Raw genomic sequence first — 22,356 nt, forward strand, 5'->3', positions numbered from 1 at the left:
GGCTGTTTAATCTGCCTGCTGATTCATACTCAACTTCTGTTCCATGTGTGCCGGGTATTGCGTTTATGGGATAATGTTTTGATTTATAGGATATTATTGTTTTGGTCTGATTTCTTGACCGGCAGTGCCTTTCTGATATTTCGGGATCCTTACTAAATGCCGGAAAGGTTATTGCTAATTGCAGTAAAGGTTAACCCTGTGTATAACTTGTTAATTACTTCAGATACCCGTAAAGGATTCAGACTATGCTCTCTTTTTTTGATGACAATGACGGTGAGTCAGCGGTGCAGCCGGTCGTGTTAATTGTTGACGATATGCCCAATAATATCAGCATATTGTTTGAGGCACTTTCACGGCTGAATTTTAAAGTACTGGCTGCCCGGGACGGGAAAAATGCGGTTGACCAGGCAAGGATTGCGCAGCCGGATCTGATCCTGCTGGATGTGATGATGCCGGGCATGGATGGTTTTGAAACATGCCGGCGGCTCAAACAGGATGAACTGACGGCAGCGATTCCGGTTATTTTTATGACTGCGTTAACCGAAACCATTGATAAGGTAAACGGCTTCAACATCGGTGCCGTGGATTATATAACAAAGCCTTTTCAGCTGGGTGAGGTAGTGGTGCGAATCAGAACCCATCTGAAAATAAGAAACTTACAGCAGGACCTGCAGCGGCTGAACACAGAGCTTGAAGCACGGGTTGCCGAGCGGACGGCGTCGCTTACGAAAGCACTTGCTGAGGTTGAGCAGTTAAAAACGCAGCTGCAAACCGAAAATACCTACCTGCGGGATGAGCTGCATCAACTTACTAATTTTGACGAAATCGTCAGCCAGAGCAAGCCGTTCAGTCAGGTTCTGCGGCAGATTGAACAGGTTGCCCCGACGCACTTTACCGTGATGATTCTCGGGGAGTCAGGAACCGGGAAGGAACTGCTTGCGAGGGCAGTGCATAACCTGTCACCCCGTAAAAAAAAGGCGCTGATCAAAATTAATTGCGCGGCGTTGCCGGCAAATCTTATTGAGAGTGAGTTGTTTGGCCACGAAAAAGGGGCGTTTACCGGAGCGGCAAACCAGAAAACAGGGCGTTTTGAGCTCGCTGACGGGGGAACAATATTTCTGGATGAAATCGGCGAAATGCCGGTTGACCTACAGCCAAAATTGCTGCGGGTGCTGCAGGAAGGGGAGTTTGAGCGGATCGGCGGTAATAAAACAATCAAGGTAAATGTACGGGTCATTGCCGCCACTAACCGGGATTTAGAGAAGGAGGTGCAGGCGGGCAAATTCAGGGAGGACCTATATTACCGGTTGTGTGTTTTTCCGGTGAAAAGCCTCCCGTTACGCGACCGGAAAGAAGATATCCCGCTGCTGGTCAGGCATTTTTGTAAAAAGCATGGCCCAGGCATCGGGAAAGTAATCGATACGATTCCCGAAGAGGTGCTGACGGGACTTAGCGCTTATCACTGGCCGGGGAATATCCGTGAGCTGGAGAATGTCATTCAGCGGGCCTTGATTCTTTCGCCCGGAAAAACCCTGACGCTGGGGGACTGGGCCTGGCGCCGGCCGCCGCTGTCGCAGCCGGAGGGGTTTGTTTCGCTGGAAGACCACGAACGGGAATACATTACGCAGGTCCTTGAGCATACACGCTGGAAAGTAAGCGGTAAGAACGGAGCGGCTGAAATTCTGGATATCATCCCGACAACCCTTGATTCAAAAATGAAAAAACTGGGCATCAAACGGCCCTGATTGCTTACGAAAAGCCGTAAAACTTCGGAAATACCGTAAATCCGTTCAGCAGATAGTTACGGAAATCTGCCTGAAATGCTCATTGTGAGGGTTTCAGGCAGATTTTTTTTCAGGTATATCAATTGCCTTGATATATCGTGAAAAGACAAACGTTTCGATGTGTACAGCAACCTATCTTCCTGCCCCGGCAAACGGCTTCATACTAACCCATAGCCGCGATGAACATACCGTACGGCAACCGGCAATGCTGCCGCAGGTACATGCGTATGGTGGTCAGTCCCTTTTATATCCCGAAGACCCCCGCAGCGGCGGAACCTGGATCGCCGGTAGTCCTGAGGTATCGGTCTGTTTACTGAACGGAGCCTTTACGGCCCATATTCCGGAGCCGCCCTACAGGCATAGCCGCGGGCTCGTACCGCTGCATGTATTTGACTACCCCTCTGTGCGTGAGTTCTGCCGTCGCTATGATCCGGCAGGGGTTGAGCCCTTTACCCTTATACTGGCCACGGCAGGCTCACTGACCGAGTTTCGCTGGGATGGCCGGTCGAAACATGTACTGCCGCTAAATCCGCACAGCCCCCGGATCTGGTCTTCGGCCACACTCTATACCCCACAGAGCATGCGCCGGCGCGAACAGTGGTTCCGGAACTGGCTGAGTACAACAGATGCCATTCATGTTGACGCCATCCGGGCGTTTCACCTGAACGCAGGGAAAGGGGACCCCGAAAACGGGCTGCTGATGAACCGCAACAACGGGCTGATGACCCTCAGCCTGACCAGTATTGTGCAGCTGCCGGCGGATCAACGCATGCTATACACGGATCTGCTGCAGCATGAATCTGTTTCGCTACCACTTAATCAACACGACTATGTCATCTGTTAGCGTAGATAAATCCGGAAAAACCGGTGAGAACCAGGGAGAATCTCCGGTGCTTAATCAAGTCCGTAACCGGCAGGAGCGTGTGTTTAGCTGGTTCCGGACTTCGCCGTTCCTGATCCGGTTAACGGCCTGGGAATACTGGCCGTTCAGTATTGTATACATACCGGTTTTTGTCTACTGGTTATGGCTTTCGCTCCGTGCCCGCTCGTTCTTTTTTTTCTCGGCGTCCAATCCGTCTATCGAAACCGGCGGGTTGCTGGGCGAATCCAAATGGGCTATTTTAAAGAAAATAAATCCGGCATTTCTCCCGCAGACGCTGTTCGTTAATGTAGCAGACACGTCGGCGGAGGCCGTGGAATTTATTGTGCAGAGCCGGTTCCGGTTTCCGGTAATTGCCAAGCCGGATGTGGGTGAACGGGGCTGGCGAGTTGAAAAAATCAATACGACAGCGGAGTTACAGGACTATATCCGGACTGCACCGGGAAACTTCCTGATTCAGGATTATGTCGATGAACCGCTTGAGTTCGGGGTATTCTATTATCGTTTTCCGGGTAAAGCGCAGGGGGTTGTTTCGTCCATTGTCCAGAAGGAATTTCTGAGCATCCGGGGCGATGGCAAAACGAGTATCGGTAACCTGATACGGCAAAATAGCCGGGCCGTTTTGCAGCGTAAAGCGTTAGCCGAAAAATACGGTAAGCGTCTGCATGAGGTATTGGCCGACGGGCAGGTGTTGCAGCTGGTAGCCATCGGTAATCATAGCCGGGGGACTAAGTTTCTGAATGCCGGTAGCCTGATTTCACCGCATGTCACCCGGCTCTTCGATACCATCAGCCGTGATGTCGACGGATTTTATTTTGGCCGGTACGACATCCGGTGCCGGTCAATCAATGATTTGTCAACCGGCGAGCACCTCCGGATTATGGAATTGAATGGTGCCGGTGCCGAACCGGCCCATATCTATCACCCGGGTTTTCCGCTCTGGCGTGCCTGGGAGGTATTGTTGTTTCACTGGGAAATTCTCTTTCAGATCAGCCGGGAAAATCACCGGCGCGGCTATGACTACATGACCTTGAGCGAGGCGCGTCTATACTGGAACAAAAGCAGATCAAAAAGCAAACAGCTATGATAAATCAGGACAACAAGTTAGACTTTACAGGCCTGACGGTTTTAATTACGGCCGGGCCGACACAGGAGCCCATCGATCCCGTGCGCTATATCAGTAACCGGTCAAGTGGTAAAATGGGATACGCCCTGGCCAGCGTTTTTGCGGAAGCCGGGGCGGAGGTGATTCTGGTCAGCGGGCCGGTCGCGCTGACTATGCAGCATGAGTCGGTTACCGTCGTACCGGTCATGACGGCGCAGGAGATGTATGAGGTCAGTTCACGCTATTTCGGAAAAGCACAGCTGGTTATCTGGGCGGCAGCCGTCGCCGATTATACCCCGAAGACCGTAGCAACCGGTAAGCTCAAAAAGAAAACGGCTGACTTTATGCTTGAACTCGTCAAAACAGTGGATATTGCTGCCACACTCGGGGCGCAGAAACGCAGTGATCAGTTCATTGTCGGGTTTGCGCTCGAAACAGACCACGAAAAGGAACATGCTCTGGCTAAACTTACGGGTAAACATCTTGACCTGATTGTCCTGAACTCCATGCGGCATGAAAACGCCACGTTTGGCTTCGATACCAATCAGATCACCCTTTTTGACCGTCAGGGAGAGGAGATTGCTTTTCCGCTCAAGCCCAAGAATGAAGTGGCCCGCGATATTGCTACGGCCGTTTACGAACGGTTCATCGTTGCCTGACAGAGCTGAAGAAAAAAGGGGCATTCCGGTAAGGAGTGCCCCTGCTTGCAGTGAACCTGTTCTGAAATAGTTAGTTAAGTAACAAAATCTATGTTTTTCCGCTTCCGGAAATAGGTCATGTCAGACTGCCGGAATGCTTAAAAATGATAGGCGACGGCCAGCATCGGCAACAGGTTTTTTGTCCGGTACCGATCATTGTCAAAGGTAAGCTTCTTTGTCGTCTGGTACTCATTAAACTGAAAATTAAGGCCGGCCCGCAGGCTAAGTTTCGGGGTCACGGCATAGCGCACATAAGCCTCAGAATTCAGACTGCCAATATCACTGTCGCTGATCAGCAACAGATTAAAGGCGGTTGGACGGGCTTGCTGGGTCGTTCCGGTCAGCGCCGACCGGCCGGGGCCCTTTGAGGTAAATGTGCCGTTCCGGGGGCTGCCAAAACTAAAACCAATACCATCAATATTGAAACCGGCGGCTACTTTCTGTGACAGGGCATATTCGAGGTGAATACTGATATTTACTGAATTAATTTGTGTTGACTGAAATTTCAGGGTGTCTATATTCTGAACCAGGTCTTCACTGAATAAGGCAAAAATGCTGTGTTTCCCTGACGTTAGCCGGGCGGGCGCCGTCCGGTACGTGGTATTGCTGCCGAAGGCCGAGGTAAACCGCAGGCCATACCCAATCCGGAAGCGGTTCTGACGGCCTATACCATGCAGCCGGCTGACAGACAGTGCCGTGGTTGTGAAATTGCCTTTAGTGGCAAAACTAAGGTCGATATTTTGGGTAACGTTTGCCGCTACTGCCGGCGGCGGGCCTGATTGCTGTGCCATGCCTGAAAACGGGAACGCACATAGTACCCCAGCGGCACAAAATAGTCTGATCATACGCTTTATGTTTTAAAAGGATATCAATGCTGACAATCGTTTCCAAACACTATGCCGTATATGATGCGCTGATAAGTAGTTGTCTGGCAGGGAATTGAGGCCTTTTTTTGGGAATGGCCACAGGTGCTGCTCCGTCCTGTTTCTGATATTTCAGGGTTTTTACGAAATATCAGAAACAGGACGCTCCGGCGACGCCCCGCAGGCGCAGAAGTGATTGATAACGGATGGTCCGAAACTTGTGAACCTACTGATATGAGAATAGTTGTGTTACTACTTTATGGGTTGCTGATAAGTGCCGGATCGGGTAATGCCCAGCCGAAGGGCTTGCCCTTCATTCAGCACTACGCGCCCAGAAACTACGGTGCGCACCCCGAAAACCGTGCGATCTGTCAGGATCAGCGGGGTGTGCTGTACGTGGGGAATCAACACGGTGTGCTGGAGTATGACGGCAGTACCTGGCATCTGATACCGGTACAGGGGCAGGTCGTCAGAGCGGTAGCCGCTGATACCGCCGGACGGGTCTATGTCGGTTCCGAAACGGACATCGGGTTTCTGGAACATGCTTCGTCCGGCCAGACAGAATATAAATCACTGAAGAAATACCTGACCGCATCATCGATACGGCCCCAAAAAGTAACCCGTGTATTTGCTACCCGGTATGGGGCGTTTTATTGTACCGATAACGGGGTATTTCAATGGAACCCGGCGGGAAACAGCCCGCAAACGATCAGGACCTGGCTTCCGGCCGGCGAAACGGGCATTCGCCGGGCACACGTTGCCGGTCATTATCTGATGATTCAGGGCAGGAGCGGCCGGTTGTACCAGACTGATCTGCGCGGGAGTTACCCGTTACGGCCGATGGCTGGTACAGGACAACTGGAGCCGGAGTTAGTAGAAGCCATTTTGCCGTATCCTTCCGGAAACCGGTTTTTGTTCGTTACCTGCCATCACGGGCTTTTTGTCTATACTCCGGAAACGGCTACATCGGCTGCCGGTTTAGACCGGTTGCTGACAACTGCCGAAGACTGGCTGACATCTGCGCGGGTCTTCAGGGCCTTATGTATCCATGACCCGAAAGCGGATACCTACGCCTATGTTATCGGGACGGCGAGGGGAGGGGTGCGGATTTTTGATGAGCACGGCCGTCAGGTACAACAACTGGATGAAGGCAACGGGCTGCGCCGGAATGCCGTACTGAGCTTATTTTATGACCGTGAAAAATCACTCTGGATCGGAACCGGCAGTGGCCTTGACCGGGTCGAGTTCAGTTTACCGGTCACCCGTTTCGATCACACGTTTAATGTCCGGTCAACGGTATGGGCCATTTGCCGCCATAAGGGTATTTTATACATAGGTACCAGTCTGGGCCTTTTTGCCTGGAGTGATGCCGGTCAGCGGTTTATGCCCGTGCCGGGTGCCGATGCCAGCTGCCGGACCATTCAGGTGGCCGGTGACGACATACTGGTCGGTGCCGCAGGCTTTATCTGGCGGGTGCGTGACCGGAAAATCGTGACCTCAATGTCAACGGAAGGCCAGACGGTCAACAGCCTGTTGCCTGTTTCACCGGACAGGATTCTGGCGGCCCAGAGCGACGGACTCAAATGGTATGATGCCGCAGATGGAGCCGGGCATCGGGTTGCCGGTGCTATAGGGCAGACAGAATGCGTGTCACTGGCAACCGACGCAAAGGGGATGTTTTGGGTTGGTACTGCCTACAAGGGTTTTTACCGGTTAAGGCCGGGACCATCCGGTACCTATGAGGCAAAGCGGATTACCATACAGCACAGGAACGATGACACGGTTCCGGGCAACTATGTGTATAAAACGAGCTACGGGTTACTGTTTGTCTCGGGCGGGGAGGTGTATTATCCGGATGCGCGACGACAAACACTTACCCTGCATAAACTGCCCGGCATCGGAAAAATCGGCTCATTAACCGGCAGAGACGGACTGGATGCGCCAGGGATCGCCGAAGACACGTCGGGTAAACTCTGGTTTGCCAAGCCCGCCATTGCGCTCTATCCCCGGCGAAAGGCGGGTAAGGTGGTGAACTGGCAGGTCGATAGCCTGAGTCTCAAACCCATCCGGCGGGGTGGGTATGTGGTATATCCCGAAGCAAACGGGCTGGTTTGGGTCGGTACGGACGAAGGGCTGTTCCGGTACGATGGCGCACAGATGACGATGCCGCCGGATTTTCCCGCGCTGATCCGGTCGGTGAGGGTGCTGAGTAATGATTCGGTGCTGTACGGAGGGGCTGGTATCGGGCCTACACTCAGAATTCCGTACCGGTTCCGGGATTTGTCCTTTCAATGTGCGGCGACCAGTTTCGTCGGCGATGATGCCAACGAATTCCAGTTCCGGCTGGTGGGCAATACACGGATGCCGGAAGATTCAGTCTGGACGAAGTGGAGCCTCGAAACCACAAAGGAATACACCAACCTGCCGGTCGGTAAATATACGTTTGCGGTCCGTGCCCGGGATGCCTACGGGCAGCTGAGCCGCGAAAGTATGCTGTCCTTCACCATTGAGCGCCCGTGGTATATGACCATCTGGGCCTACCTGTTCTACTCTTTTATTTTCTGCCTGCTGGTTTTCGGGCTCGTCCGTATTTATACCCGGCGGCTGACGCTTGAAAAAGGCAGGCTGGAAACCGTGGTGCAGGAACGTACGGCAGAGGTAGTCCGTCAGAAAGAAGAACTTTCCGGCCAGGCAGCACGCTTACAGATTGCTAAAGATCAGGCAGAAAGCGCCAACCGGGCAAAAAGTGAATTTCTGGCTACCATGAGCCATGAGCTGAGAACGCCACTGAACGGTATTCTGGGTTTTGCCCAGCTACTCCAGCGTGACACGGGGTTATCGGATCAGCAGCTACGGGGGGTGGGCGTAATCCGGAATAGCGGGGAACATTTACTGCGGCTGATCAATGAGGTGCTGGACATTGCAAAGATTGAGGCGCGGCGGTTTGAGTTTGAGCAGGCTACGGTAAATCTGTCGTTGATTCTCGACAACCTGGCCGCTGAGTTTTCACTCCGGGCACGTCAGAAAGGGCTGGCATTTTCGTATGAAAGCGCATCCGCCATTCCGCAGTGGGTTATAACCGACGAAAAGCGGTTTATCCAGATTTTAAATAATCTGCTGGGGAATGCGATCAAATTTACGGCAACGGGCACTGTCGGGCTTACCGTTTCTGCATATAGCCTGCGCCCTGATCAAAGCCGGCTGACGGTCAGGGTCAGTGACACGGGAACCGGTATTCCCCCGGAACGGTTCAGCGAAATTTTCCAGCCTTTTTTTCAGGTGCGGGACGGACGGCTGTTTACGGAAGGCACGGGACTCGGACTGGCGATTTCAGATCAGCTGGTGCGTCTGATGGGGGGCGAACTGACAGTAGCCAGCTTGCCAGGTAAGGGCAGTACGTTTACCGTGACGATTCCCCTGGCAGTGCCGGAGATAAGCCTGCCGGAAAACGGGCCTGTCCGTAAAACAACAGTACAGCCTGCCGGTTATGCCGGTCCGAAGCGGCGCATACTTATTGTGGATGATCATCCGGATAACCGGTTAATGCTGATGACGTTACTGGAAAGTCTGGGGTTTCAGGCAGAGGAAGCCGCAGACGGGAAACGAGCCGTTGACGCTGTTGTCGCTTCGGTTGGGGACGGTGGTCAGCCGATTGATCTGGCTTTTATGGATCTGGTCATGCCCTCCCTGAACGGGTTTGATGCCTTACAGCTGATCAGGGCTAATCCGCTGACAGCAGGGATGAAAGTAATTGCCTTCTCGGCCAATGTTTTTGAACAGAATCAGCAACGGACCATGGCTGAAGGATTTGATGATTTTATTGCCAAGCCGGTTGATATTGCTCACTTGCTGCAAAAACTGGAGTTACATCTGGGACTGGAGTGGATCTATGACCGTGAGGCGGAGCCCGAGGTAATTCAGGACTCAGCGTCCGGCGGCGGTTCTGTCCCGGATGAAGAGATTGTTGCCGGCTTACTGCACCTGGCCAGGCAAGGCGATATCGGCGGTTTACTACAGGCCCTGAACAAACCAGCGTTGAATCAACCGGAGTTTGAGGCGTTTTTACAACCCTTACGCGTCTGGGCTGCTGAGTTTGATACGCAACAGATCCGGTTGTATCTGGAAGCTGCCGCACAAAAGCAGGAGGGGCAACAGATCATGATATTTCGGGGAGATTCTGAAATGCCGTAAGGCAGTGATGGATGGTCTGCCTGACTATGCCGTTTTACGGACGGACAGGCTGTTTTTGTGCTTTCTGAACCGTGGAATGGTTTTGGCAAAAGAAGGGTAAAACATAACAGAATCTGTATGAAAACGACATTGTTGACACTGATTGGTCTGCTTACCGGGTTAGTAGCTGCCGCACAAACGCAATGGAAGCCGACGACGGCAAGCGTTTCGTTCCGGATTAAAAATGCGGGACTGACGGTAAACGGTACGTTCAGCGGGTTTCAGGGCCAACTGATTTTTGATCCGGCGAATCCGGAAAAAAGTATGCTGGTTGCGTCCGTTGAAGCCAAAACCGTTGAGACCGGAATCGGCCTCAGGAATGACCATCTCCGGAAAAAAGAATACCTGGATGCCGCCACATTCCCGAAAGTTACCCTGAAGTCAACGCGGATTACGGCTAAAGGGAATGGGGTGTACACGGGCGCTTTTGAGCTGAGTCTGAAAGGCGTTACGAAGCCGGTTTCCTTTCCGTTTACCTGCACAAACGGCACCTTCGACGGAGAGTTCCGGATAGACCGGCGGGATTTTGGTGTCGGTAAAAACAGCCTGATCATGGGTGATGAGGTGACGATAATGATTCATGTCCAGACAGCGCCGGCCACTGCTGTGGCAGATGCAAAATAACGATGACCGTGGCTACCGCAGTCAGTTACATTACCGCGATCGGGACGGCAGTGCCCGGCTATCGGTTTGCGCAGATGCAGATAGCCGGATTTATGGCTCAGACCGCCGGACTGATTCCCGAAAAAGAAAAGCAGCTAAGGAGTTTATACCGGCATACGGCCATCAGAACCCGCCATTCTGTGCTTCCCGATTTTGACAGCACGGCAAACGGCGGGCAGTACCGGCTCTTCAATCCGGCAATGGCGCCGCCGACCACGGCGCAGCGAATGGCGATATACCGGGAAGAATGTGTACCACTTGCCGCCCGGGCTGCTGATGCCTGTTTCGCAGAAAGGGAACTGACCAATCCCGGTTTTGACCGTCGTTCGGTAACGCATCTGGTTTATGTAAGCTGTACGGGACTGTTTGCGCCCGGACCGGATGTTGACCTGGTGGACGTTCTGGGCTTAAACAGGTCGGTGCAGCGTATCGGTATCAACTTCATGGGGTGTCACGGAGCGTTTAATGGCCTGAAAGTGGCGGATGCGATTGCCCGCTCGTCGCCGGATGCGGTAATTCTGGTGGTTTGTCTGGAACTCTGTACGCTGCATTTCAGTCAGCGGCAGGATACCTACAGCCTGCTGGCAAATGCCTTATTTGCCGATGGCGCTGCGGCGGTCCTTGTCGAAGCCGGAACGTCTGGCCTGGCACTGACTCATTTCTACAGCGAGATCATCCCGGACAGTAAAACCGAAATGAGCTGGACAATCGGAGACGCCGGCTTTGACATGATCCTGGCCACAACAGTTCCGCAGCAAATCAGAGCCGCTATAAAAGAGGTATTGTACAACTTGCTCAGACAGGCTAATCTCCGGCTTACGGACCTTGGCGGACTGGCTATCCATCCCGGAGGCAAACGGATTCTGGACCTGATAGAAAAGGAGCTGGATACAACCGCTGCTGTGCATACGCATGCCCGTGCGGTTCTGCAGGAGTATGGCAATATGTCGTCGGCTACGATTGTATTTGTTATAGAACGTTTCCGGCAGGAGTTATCGCTTATGCCGGAGCCGGCGAAGCCGGTCGTAGCTTGTGCGTTCGGGCCGGGCCTGACTATTGAAGCAATGGTACTGACACCGGCAGGAAAAACGCAGTGACACATTGATATCCGATGAGGTCTGCTTACCGCTCAATTTTGTGGCAAACGGAAAAAAGTTGACAACCGGTTGAATAGGTTAAGCGCTGTCAAGATTTCCCAATAGTAAGTGTAATGGGTTACCTTTCACTGTTAACCCCAAAATCAGCGTAAAAGAAGGCGTAGTCATTGTAAATTAAGTTTAACGGCCATGGTTGCCAGGGAGACACTACTGCCTCCCTGGCAACCATGGCCGTTACTGTTTTGAATAATATACCCGACAGGCATTCATCCCTTTACTGCTCTGGTTTTAGGTAAAGCTGCACCCAACTACCAATGAAGGACGCTAACCTTCGCTTACTACCTCCGCTATTTGTCCGGATGTACTGCCTGAAGGTAGCCCGGAGCGCGGGCGAATGCCGGAAATGGCGTCCTGTGTACAAAAAACGGCACCTTATCACTCTGTGCTGTTCCGCAACTCAGTTTGTCAGACTTTTTGCTCGTCGACATATATATACATGATATTACCAGAATGTAGGCATTGGTTTATATAACTGGTAAAAATGGATCATCTATGTGGGATAGTAAATCACAAAGTCTACGTCGGCGATAGTTGATCTGGCCGACGATCAGCCCAAACCAGTCACCCATTCACTTTTTAAATAATACTTGCATGTTAAACGCTACTGTTCTACAACCTGACAAGCACTATAATCATGCTTACAAGCAGTTGATCAACCCGTTTTGGAGGGCCTTCATTTTGGTGAGAAACTGTAGTTGGTTATTTTTTTTGTTAATGATCCTCAGTCATAGCGTAAACGCGCAGGTGTCGGGGGCTATCTTCCGCGACTTCAACGGGAACGGCACAAAGGATCTCTTCGATCCGTTGATTCCCGGCATCACTGTCAGCGCCTACAACACCAGTGGGGTGCTCTGTGGCTCGGTTGTCTCATCGACCAGCACAGGGTCCACTAATTACACGCTGACGGGCTGTGGCACGGGGAAGGTGCGCATTGAGTTTACACTGCCTGCTTCCGGGACAATCATGAGCGCCAATAGCGTTGTTGACGTCTCCGCGTTGGGGGCAGATAGCTACGGCAGCTCGGTACAGTTTGTGAATGGCAACAGCACCAACGTCAACTTTGCGATTTTCAACCCCAATGATTATGGCTCCACAACGTTTATACCAAAGGTGTATGTACCTTGTTATACGCAGGGTGACCCACTCGCTTCGGGCGCGGAAGGGACATCAGGCGGTGTCGACTGGTTTGTCGGTTATCCATACGGTTATAGTGGGGATCAAACTACCCACCCGACCAACACAGCAAAAGGTGGAGTGATTGGTGCAGCCTGGGGGGTGGCCTACAGTAAACAGGCAAAAAAAATCTTTACTTCGGCCCTGGTAAAACGACATGTCGGCTTAGGGCAACTCGGAACAGGTGGTATTTACATGGTCACCGAAACCCCCGGGGTCCAGTGGCTTTCAATTCAACCGTTTTACGACCTTGATGCCAACGGCTATCGCACAAGGGCGGCTACACCAACATCTGTCACCTACGGGCAGGGTAGCAGCTACTCATTTGTTCAGTCGGGTTCTCCCCAAACCAGCGTTGTTTACCTTGGCCCTACTGACCCGCTGACCGGTCAGCCGGAAGGTCTGGGCGTAATAGGCACCAATCCGCAACGGGGTTTAACATCCAGTCAGGTTACACCCAACTATGATCCGGCAGCGTTTGATCAGGTAGGTAAAGTGGGGCTGGGCGATCTGGAAATCAGCGATGATGGTCAATACCTGTTTGTCGTAAACCTGTATACCCGAAAACTGATGCGGTTGCAGTTAAACAGCATTACCAACCCGACTGGCATAGTGGCCGTAACGGAGTATAGCCTGCCTGCGGGCATTACCGCCCCGAATGGGGTGCTGCGTCCCTGGGCGTTAAAATTCCATCGGGGAAAGCTGTACATCGGTGCGGTGTCCACTGCCGAGAATGGGGGAGCACTGGCCGATGTAAGTGCCTATGTATTTGAAATTAACGACCCCACCGGTGCGTTAACGTTTACCAATACGCCTGTTTTAACCTATCCGCTTACCTTCCAGCGTGGAGGAGCAAGCGGGACGGCTTGCCAATTCTGGAATCCCTGGACAAACAATACCGCCAATCTTGTTTCATCCGGGCCGATTGTCTGTTATCCGCAACCTATTTTGTCTGATCTGGAATTTACGGATCGGGGAGACCTGCTGCTCAGTTTCCTGGATCGGGGTGGAAATCAGTGGGGACTTAGTAATTACGCTGATTTAGGCAACTCAACCAAACTGGTCGCGTATGCCCTGGCGGGAGACATTCAGATAGCAGGGCTTAACAGCGCTACGAATGCCTTTACGCTGGAGAATAAAGGAAGTATCCGTTCGATCAACAATGAGCTGTTGACGGGAGAACCGACGAACAGCCAGGGCCCTGGTGGAGGTGAGTTTTTCTATCAGGACCTCTTTATCGCGCATAATGAAACAACAATGGGGGCAATGGCCCTGCTCAAAGGGGATGGACGGGTATTACTTACCATGATGGATACCTATGGCTATGCTACCGGTGGCACAGGTAAATTCTCAACCTCGTCTGGTACCGATTACAACAACCAACGCTACACACTTTATGGCGGTGGGCTCGGAAAAGCGATTGGCCTCGGCGATCTGGAATTAGCCAATCCGGTTGCACCGATCGAAATTGGCAACCGGGTCTGGTTCGATACCAACCAGGATGGGATTCAGGATGCGGGCGAACCACCCATTGCCGGTGCGGTAGTCAGGCTCTATGATGCAACCAAAACAACCCTTCTTGCCAGTGCGGTCACCAATGCCACCGGACAGTACTATTTCACCAGCCGGACAGACGGGGTGAGCAGTACCTCGTATGTCTCAGCAACGGTGCTCCAGCCAAACACGAGCTACGCACTTGTGGTAGCTGGTTTAGGTAGCACGGGCCTGAGTGTTACGGCGGTTTCGCCCGCTACACCCGGCGAAACCGGAGCCGTCAATTCCGGAACGACCACCATCAATAATGATGCTACACTGGACAACGTGGGCGGGCAGCGTCTGCCCTGTATCAAGCTGACTACCGGAGACGCTGGCAGTGTACAGCACACTTTTGATTTTGGGTTTACCTGCGTTATGCCCGCTGTTGCGGTTTCGCCCTCCCAGGTTATCTGTCAGGGAGGGTCCTTTACCCTTCCGCTCTCCGCAACCGTTACCAGCGGTACCGCAACAGGGTATCAGTGGTATTTCACCGATGCTGCCGGTTCGTTTTTTTCTCCCATCAGCGGTGCTACCAGCCTGACATTCAGCCCGACACCGGATATACAGCCATCGTCAGCCGGCGGTACGCTCTATTATGCCTTCACTGCCTTCAACGGAGGAGCCGTCTGTGCCGCTACGGCCATTCGCTCACTCACGGTAAAGCGCACACCGACAATCGACTTTACGGCACCCGCTTCGGCTATCACGACCGTGTGTGCCAATACGACAATGAACCTGAGCGTAAGCACAACCGCCAAGGCACCCGATGCCATCCGGTTTGTTTACTTTACCCGCCCACTGGCTTCGCCAACGGATGCCTACACCGCTACGGGCGGCACGGTGCTGGGGACGGTGAACTCGGGCACGGCAGCAACCAACACAGTTACGCTCAACAATGCGCAACTACCCGATCTGGTTGGCTCAATGACTCAGACCTTATATCTCTATGCCCTGCTGCAATCGGCTGACGGGGTTTGTAAACCGGCCACCCAAATTACAATCGTGCTCACGCCACGGCCAACGGTTTCTATCAGCGGGAATACCGTTTTCTGTCAGGGAACAGCCGATATACTCACGGCATCCGGCCCGGCCGGCACCACGTACCAGTGGTACCTCAATAGCGGAACGGCCGTTGTTAGCACAACCAATCCCTTTACAACGCCGGTTATTAACGCCAATACAACCTATCGGGTACGCGGAACCCTGAACGGTTGCGTAGCTGATGATGCCACCTACGATCTGACACCCGTTGTCTGTACGTCCTGTACAGCCGGTCCGACCAGTGTTGGCGGGGTGGTCTTCCGGGATTTCGGAAGTGATGGTATTGATGGGACAACGGATCCGGGAATGCCCGGTATTACCGTCACGATTTTCCGTTGTGATGCCAATGGCCAGAGTACGGAGGTGGCTACGATGCAGACTGATCTCAATGGTGCCTACAGCTTTACCGGGCTGACGGCAGGCACGACCTATCGGGTAGAGTTCACTAACCTGCCTGATGGCTATAGCCCGACCTACCGGGGAACCAACAACGGTACCACGGTGCAATTCACGCAACCCGGTAACTGTACCACCAGCGTAGGTATCAACCATCCGGACGATTACTGCCAGACGAATCCGACCGTAGTTACGCCTTGCTACATTAGCGGAGCTATTTCATTGGGAGCAGGTAATGTATTGGTTAGTTGGCCGTACAATAACGGTGCTGAGAAACCCCTTGCTACCAAGAATCAGATTGGCTCAACCTGGGGACTGGCTTACGCCAAAAAATCCCGGCAATTGTTTTCTTCCGCTTTTGTAAAACGGTATGTGGGAATTCCTGATCTGAATAATGATCTGAAAGCTGATGTGGGTAATATCTATGTAACCTCAAACCTGTCGGGAACACCAACTACAGTACTTTGGAAAGACCTGACAACGCTGGGGCTCAATTTTGGTACGGTTACTAATGATGGAGCTCGGGGGTTGTCTGACCCGACAACGCCTGTTTCAGATCCGAAGTCCTTATCGCTCGTGTTTAAAGCAGGAATCGGCGATATAGATATTTCGAGCGATGAAAAGACACTCTACGTGGTGAACTTGTATAACCGGCAATTACATCTGATTGATATTACGTCAAAGACGCTTGTACAGACAGTCAATATTCCTGACCCGGGTTGTACGGGTGGTACCTATCGCCCATTTGGATTAAAATACCACGATGGGAAACTGTTTGTCGGTGTTGTCTGCGATGGCTCCGTTTCACAGAACCAGGCCGATATGGACGCATTTGTGTATGCCTATGATGGCACAGCTTTCACCGAAGTACTGAGCTTTCCGCTTGATTATGCCCGTCAGACATATTATAATGGAGCACCTGCCAACTTCGCAAAATGGCTTCCATGGCGCGATACCGATCTACAGGCCCGATATTCCTTTGGTAGATTGACTGTAGATCCGCAGCCGATTATAGCAGATATTGAGTTTGATGTGATTACCAATGGCATGATCATTGGCTTGATGGATCGCTTCGGACACATAGGAGGAAATGGTAATTATGATCAAAATGGTAGTTCAACATATACGGCAATTGCCGTTGGCGACATCCGCTACGCCTATCCCAGTGGTATCAATCATTGGACTATCGAATCTGGCGGGGACCGGGACGGGACAGGACCTTATATTCCCCGAACGGATCAGGTTAGTCCACCGAATGCGCAGGAAAATGCGTCAGAGTTTTACAGGGACGACCTGTTACCTTCCGGTGTTAATCAGGTAGGACACCGGGAGACCCTGGCGGGAGGATTAATGGTAATGCCTTTAACCAACCAGGTTGATTTTACGGCGATGGACCCGGCTGATCACTCAAATACAGGTGGAACCAAACGATTAAATAACTCTGATGGTAGTGTAGCAAATACCTTCGAAGTATTTACTAGTGCAGATGCAGGTACGTTGGGTAAAGCTAACGGTTTAGGTGATCTGGAACTCCTCTGTGACCCGGCACCCATTCAGATTGGCAATCGGGTCTGGCGCGATGACAACGCCAACGGGATTCAGGATCCCTGCGAACCCGCTATTCCGGGCGCAGTAGTTACACTCTATAATGCGGCCAAGACGACCGCGTTGGCCAGTGTGACTACCAATGCGGCTGGTGAGTATTATTTCTCCAGCGCCAACATTACAGCGGGTAACAGCAGTTCATCGTTGGCTACTACCGCCCTGACCTACAACACGGGTTATGCCGTTGTGGTCACCAGTCTGGGCTCCAGCACAGTCGTTACGGGCTTGTCGCTTACCAATGTATCACCCGTCACGCCGGGCGAAAGCAGTACGGCTAATTCAGGCACCACCCAGGTCAACAATGATGCCATGCTGGTGAGTGGTAAACCTTGTATAGAATTGACTACAGGCGGAGCAGGAAGCACGAATCACACTTATGATTTTGGTCTGGTGGTTGTACCTTGCTCCCTGAGCCTGACGGCTATTGCCGGCAATTGCGATCCTGCTACGAACCAGTATACCTTAACGGGAACCCTGAGTCTGACCGGTAACAGTACCGGCGGCACGGCCACCCTGACCGACGGCTTCCGGTCGGTGACCTTGACCGTACCGGCCAATGCCACTTCCGTAGCCTACTCCCTGACGGGGCTGATCGCCGATGGTTCCAGCCATACCGTTACGGTAAATCTGACGGGTTGCAGTGGAGCGCCTGTATCGTATATGGCACCGGCTTCGTGTACGGTAGCCGCCGCCATTGTGGTTACCTCCGCCACGGTATGTTACGGCAGTTCGGCGACGCTGACCGCCTCGGGTTGCACGGGTACCGTGACCTGGTGGGACAACACAACGGGCAGCAGCCTGATAACGCCGAATCTGACGGCAACGACAAACTACACGGCAACCTGCACGACCTCAACGGGCTCAGCCACCTTTGCGGTGGGTACGGTGACGGTGATGCCGCAGCCGGTGCTGAGCCTGCTAGCGAGTGCAACCAACGTGACGGTGGGCACACCGGTGAGCCTGTCGGCGATTGGCTGTGCGGGCACACTAACCTGGTCAACGGGTGGGAACGGCAATACCATCAGCGTAACGCCGTCGCAGCCGGGCCAGACTTACAGCACCACCTGCGTGACGGGTCCGGGCTGTCAGACGACGGCTTCGGTGACGGTCAATACCCAACCAGCGGCGAGTCTGGTGGTGATTTCGGCGACGGTATGTTACGGCAGTTCGGCGACGCTGACCGCCTCGGGTTGTGCCAACGGCACCGTAACCTGGTCGAACAACACAACGGGCAGCAGCCTGATAACGCCGAATCTGACAGCAACGACGAATTACACGGCAACCTGCACGACCTCAACGGGCTCAGCCACCTTTGCGGTGGGCACGGTGACGGTCATGCCGCAGCCGGTGCTGAGCCTGCAAGCGAGTTCAACGAATGTGACGGTGGGCACACCGGTGAGCATCTCGGCAATCGGTTGTGTAGGGACACTAACCTGGTCAACGGGTCAGAACGGCGCGGTGATCAGCGTAACGCCGTCGCAGCCGGGCCAGACCTATTCGGCGACCTGCGTGACGGGTCCGGGCTGTCAGACGACGGCTTCGGTGCTAGTCAATACCCAACCATCGGCGAGTCTGGTGGTGGTTTCAGCGACGGTGTGCTACGGCAGCCCTGCAACCCTGACAGCCTCGGGTTGTGCCAACGGCACCGTAACCTGGTCGAACAACACGACGGGCAGTAGCCTGATAACGCCGAATCTGACAGCAACGACAAACTATACAGCAACCTGCACCACGCAGACGGGCTCAACCACCTTTGCGGTGGGCACGGTGACGGTGATGCCGCAGCCGGTGCTGAGCCTTGCCGCCAGCGCAACCAACGTGACGGTGGGCACACCGGTGAGCCTGTCGGCGATTGGCTGTGCGGGCACACTAACCTGGTCAACAGGCCAGAACGGCGCGGTGATCAGCGTGACGCCGTCGCTGCCAGACCAAACTTACAGCGCTACCTGTGTGACGGGTCCGGGCTGTCAGACGACGGCTTCGGTGACGGTCAATACCCAACCAGCGGCGAGTCTGGTGGTGATTTCGGCGACGGTATGTTACGGCAGTTCGGCGACGCTGACCGCCTCGGGTTGTACCAACGGGACCGTAACCTGGTCTAACAACACAACGGGCAGCAGCCTGATAACGCCGAATCTGACAGCAACGACAAACTACACGGCAACCTGCACGACCTCGACGAGCTCGACAACCTTTGCGGTGGGCACGGTAACGGTCATGCCGCAGCCGGTGCTGAGTCTTGCCGCCAGCGCAACCAACGTGACGGTGGGCACGCCGGTGAGCCTGTCGGCGATTGGCTGTGCGGGCACACTAACCTGGTCAACGGGTGGGAACGGCGCGGTGATCAGCGTAACGCCGTCGCAGCCGGGCCAAACTTACGGCACCACCTGCGTGACGGGTCCGGGCTGTCAGACAACGGCTTCGGTGACGGTCAATACCCAACCGGCTGCAAGTCTGGTGGTGATTTCGGCGACGGTATGTTACGGCAGTTCTGCGACGCTGACCGCCTCGGGCTGTGCCAACGGCACGGTGACGTGGTCCAACAGCACAACCGGCAGCAGCCTGATGACGCCGAATCTGACGGCAACGACGAATTATACAGCGACCTGCATCACGCAGACGGGCTCAACGACCTTTGCGGTGGGCACGGTGACGGTCATGCCGCAGCCGGTGCTGAGCCTGCTAGCGAGTGCAACCAACGTGACGGTGGGCACACCGGTGAGCCTGTCGGCGATTGGCTGTGCGGGCACACTAACCTGGTCAACGGGTGGGAACGGCAATACCATCAGCGTAACGCCGTCGCAGCCGGGCCAGACTTACAGCGCCACCTGCGTGACGGGTCCGGGCTGTGTGACGACGGCTTCGGTGCTAGTCAATACCCAACCATCGGCGAGTCTGGTGGTGATTTCGGCGACGGTATGTTACGGTAGTTCTGCGACGCTGACCGCCTCGGGTTGCACGGGTACCGTGACCTGGTCGGACAACACAACGGGCAGCAGCCTGATCACGCCGAATCTGACATCAACGACAAACTACACGGCAACCTGCACGACCTCGACGGGCTCAACCACCTTTGCGGTGGGCACGGTGACAGTGATGCCGCAGCCGGTGCTGAGCCTGCTAGCGAGTGCAACCAACGTGACGGTGGGCACACCGGTGAGCCTGTCGGCGATTGGCTGTGTGGGCACACTAACCTGGTCAACGGGTGGGAACGGCAATACCATCAGCGTAACGCCGTCGCAGCCGGGCCAGACTTACAGCACCACCTGTGTGACGGGTCCGGGCTGTGTGACGACGGCTTCGGTGCTAGTCAATACCCAACCATCGGCGAGTCTGGTGGTGATTTCGGCGACGGTATGTTACGGCAGTTCTGCGACGCTGACCGCCTCGGGGTGCAACAACGGCACGGTGACGTGGTCGAATAACACAACGGGCAGCAGCCTGATAACGCCGAATCTGACAGCAACGACAAACTATACAGCGATCTGCACGACCTCGACGGGTTCAACGACCTTTGCGGTGGGCACGGTAACGGTGATGCCGCAGCCGGTGCTGAGCCTGACGGCCCTGAAAGGAACACCAAATTCCATCACGCTGGTGGCCAACAGTTGCGCCGGTTCGCTGATGTGGTCAACCGGACAGACCTCCGCTCAGATCGTCGTTTCGCCTGCGCCGACAGTGCTGTACTCGGCCACCTGTACCACCGGACCTGGCTGTACAGCGGTAGCTCGCCTGCGGATTGGTACCATTCCGACCAGTTTACAGGTGCAGGCAACCAATGCCGCCATCTGTGCCGGGCAGTCCGTGACGCTGACGGCCGTCAACTGTGGTGCCGACCTCTGGTGGAGTACGGGCCAAACCACGGCTAGTATTGTCGTTCAGCCTGTGCAGACAAGCAGTTACACGGTTATCTGTCAGGACGATGTACAGTCCGTCTCTGTTCTGACAGGAGTAATGGTCAGTGCTGCTCCGGTGCTTACACTGTCGGCCGGCAGCACCACCGCCCTGGCCGGCCAGCCCGTCACGCTGACGGCGACGGGCTGTCAGAGCGGAACGGTGGTCTGGTCAACGGGGCAGAGCGGGACGACAACAATGACTGTCAGCCCGACGGCGACCACGACGTATACTGTCACCTGCGTGACAGGGCCGCAGTGCCAGACAACTGCCAGCCTGCTGCTGACCATCGGGCAGACACCAAACCTGATCCTCAATAAGCTGGTCAGCACCAAAAAGGCGCAGTCAGGGGAAATAGTGAGTTATACGCTTGTGCTGAGCAATACCGGCGGGGCAGCGGCAACGAATGTGGAGGTGCAGGATTCCCTAAGTAGTGGGGTGGTACTGCTGCCAGCCTCGGTTTCTACTTCGACCGGTGCTTTTACGCCCGGTACACCGGGGAGATGGGCCATAAGCAGTCTGGCTGCGGGCGGAACGGCCACGCTGACGTACTCGGTGAGTGTACTGACAGAAGGGGTAGTGTACAATACGGCCCGGCTGGTGGGGATACCGGAAAGTGAAACGACCGTATGTTTTACGGTACCGATAAAAGTCTGTCCGGGTACGGCGTTTCAAATCGGGCTGACGGCACCGGCGGGCTATAGCAGCTATCAGTGGTATCGCAACGGAACAGCGATTGCGCTGGCAACGGGCAGCAGCTACACGGCTACGGCGACGGGCGAGTATAGCGTTCAAAGTGCCGGTGTGCAATGCCCGGCGAGCTCCTGCTGTCCGGTGATTATTGAGCCGGATAGTGTTCCTGCCTTTACGGTCATTACACTGTCTCCAACCTGTCAGGGTGGCCAGCCGCGCAACGACGGGCGGTTAACGGTCCTGGGGTTAGGTCAGAATCCGAGCCAATACCGGTTTGCCATCGCCGAAGGCAGCACTTTTACCCTTGTAAATCCGACTTTGTCGGGCGTTTCTTCCGATGGGTTGGTGGCTACGGATCTGACCGGCGACCGGACGTATACAGTACGGATTTACAATCCGTCAGGTTGCTACCGGGATTTGACGTTTAACCTGACTACGAACTGTAGTTGTCCGCCGGCAATCTGTGTACCGGTAACCGTAAAGAAAACACGTATAGGCAGACCGTAAGATTTCAATTGAGAAATAAGCAAAATGCTAAAAGCCCGGATTATTTTTACATCCGGGCTTTTTTGTGTAATATCCGTCTTATCTGCAAGGATATGGTGATTCCGTTAACACTATTAGCGCATATGAATTAC

The 22,356-nt window shown here is 54.1% G+C and carries 9 protein-coding genes; 8 read left to right on the plus strand and 1 reads right to left on the minus strand.

Annotated elements, in window-relative coordinates; translation table 11 throughout:
• The first annotated feature begins 245 nt into the window (after positions 1-245).
• The 4 genes from AC23NW_RS17225 (at position 246) to AC23NW_RS17240 (ending at position 4,428) form a co-directional block, all read left to right on the plus strand.
• The gene (locus tag AC23NW_RS17225) at positions 246-1,745 is read left to right on the plus strand and encodes a sigma-54-dependent transcriptional regulator (protein ID WP_487450865.1); all 1,500 of its coding nucleotides are present in this window, start codon (positions 246-248) and stop codon (positions 1,743-1,745) included.
• Positions 1,746-1,902: 157 nt separating this feature from the next.
• Entirely contained in the window at positions 1,903-2,628 is a 726-nt protein-coding gene (locus AC23NW_RS17230; protein WP_487450866.1) for an NRDE family protein, read from the plus strand.
• Positions 2,615-3,751 carry an ATP-grasp domain-containing protein gene (locus AC23NW_RS17235; protein ID WP_487450867.1) on the plus strand — a complete coding sequence of 379 codons (1,137 nt, stop codon included), beginning with the start codon at positions 2,615-2,617 and terminating at the stop codon, positions 3,749-3,751. The genes AC23NW_RS17230 and AC23NW_RS17235 overlap by 14 nt, the downstream gene beginning before the upstream one ends.
• The gene (locus tag AC23NW_RS17240) at positions 3,748-4,428 is read left to right on the plus strand and encodes a phosphopantothenoylcysteine decarboxylase domain-containing protein (RefSeq protein WP_487450868.1); all 681 of its coding nucleotides are present in this window, start codon (positions 3,748-3,750) and stop codon (positions 4,426-4,428) included. The genes AC23NW_RS17235 and AC23NW_RS17240 overlap by 4 nt, the downstream gene beginning before the upstream one ends.
• 137 nt (positions 4,429-4,565) lie before the next feature.
• Here AC23NW_RS17240 and AC23NW_RS17245 read toward each other — a convergent pair whose 3' ends face one another.
• Positions 4,566-5,312: a hypothetical protein gene (locus AC23NW_RS17245; protein WP_487450869.1), complete on the minus strand. Its 747-nt coding sequence runs from the start codon at positions 5,310-5,312 to the stop codon at positions 4,566-4,568.
• Positions 5,313-5,564: 252 nt separating this feature from the next.
• Between AC23NW_RS17245 and AC23NW_RS17250 the strand changes: the two genes are divergently transcribed.
• From AC23NW_RS17250 to AC23NW_RS17265, 4 genes are all read left to right on the plus strand, one after another.
• Entirely contained in the window at positions 5,565-9,521 is a 3,957-nt protein-coding gene (locus tag AC23NW_RS17250) for a hybrid sensor histidine kinase/response regulator (RefSeq protein ID WP_487450870.1), read from the plus strand.
• Positions 9,522-9,638: 117 nt separating this feature from the next.
• A complete protein-coding gene (locus AC23NW_RS17255; RefSeq protein WP_487450871.1) occupies positions 9,639-10,184 on the plus strand; it encodes a YceI family protein in 546 nt (181 codons plus the stop codon).
• Between the two features lie 8 nt (positions 10,185-10,192).
• Complete coding sequence (locus tag AC23NW_RS17260; RefSeq protein ID WP_487450872.1) at positions 10,193-11,320, plus strand: type III polyketide synthase; 1,128 nt, start codon at positions 10,193-10,195, stop codon at positions 11,318-11,320.
• A 774-nt stretch (positions 11,321-12,094) separates the two neighbouring features.
• On the plus strand, positions 12,095-22,225 hold the full coding sequence (locus tag AC23NW_RS17265; protein WP_487450873.1) for an SdrD B-like domain-containing protein: 10,131 nt from the start codon (positions 12,095-12,097) through the stop codon (positions 22,223-22,225).
• Positions 22,226-22,356 lie beyond the last annotated feature (131 nt).

Source organism: Arsenicibacter sp. R0_47 (genome assembly GCF_057652235.1).

Bases quoted from the DNA above. Each gene is read 5' to 3' on its own strand.
- AC23NW_RS17225 (WP_487450865.1), top strand. From the start codon at position 246: ATGCTCTCTTTTTTTGATGACAATGACGGTGAGTCAGCGGTGCAGCCG.
- AC23NW_RS17230 (WP_487450866.1), top strand. From the start codon at position 1,903: ATGTGTACAGCAACCTATCTTCCTGCCCCGGCAAACGGCTTCATACTA.
- AC23NW_RS17235 (WP_487450867.1), top strand. From the start codon at position 2,615: ATGTCATCTGTTAGCGTAGATAAATCCGGAAAAACCGGTGAGAACCAG.
- AC23NW_RS17240 (WP_487450868.1), top strand. From the start codon at position 3,748: ATGATAAATCAGGACAACAAGTTAGACTTTACAGGCCTGACGGTTTTA.
- AC23NW_RS17245 (WP_487450869.1), bottom strand. From the start codon at position 5,312: ATGATCAGACTATTTTGTGCCGCTGGGGTACTATGTGCGTTCCCGTTT.
- AC23NW_RS17250 (WP_487450870.1), top strand. From the start codon at position 5,565: ATGAGAATAGTTGTGTTACTACTTTATGGGTTGCTGATAAGTGCCGGA.
- AC23NW_RS17255 (WP_487450871.1), top strand. From the start codon at position 9,639: ATGAAAACGACATTGTTGACACTGATTGGTCTGCTTACCGGGTTAGTA.
- AC23NW_RS17265 (WP_487450873.1), top strand. From the start codon at position 12,095: ATGATCCTCAGTCATAGCGTAAACGCGCAGGTGTCGGGGGCTATCTTC.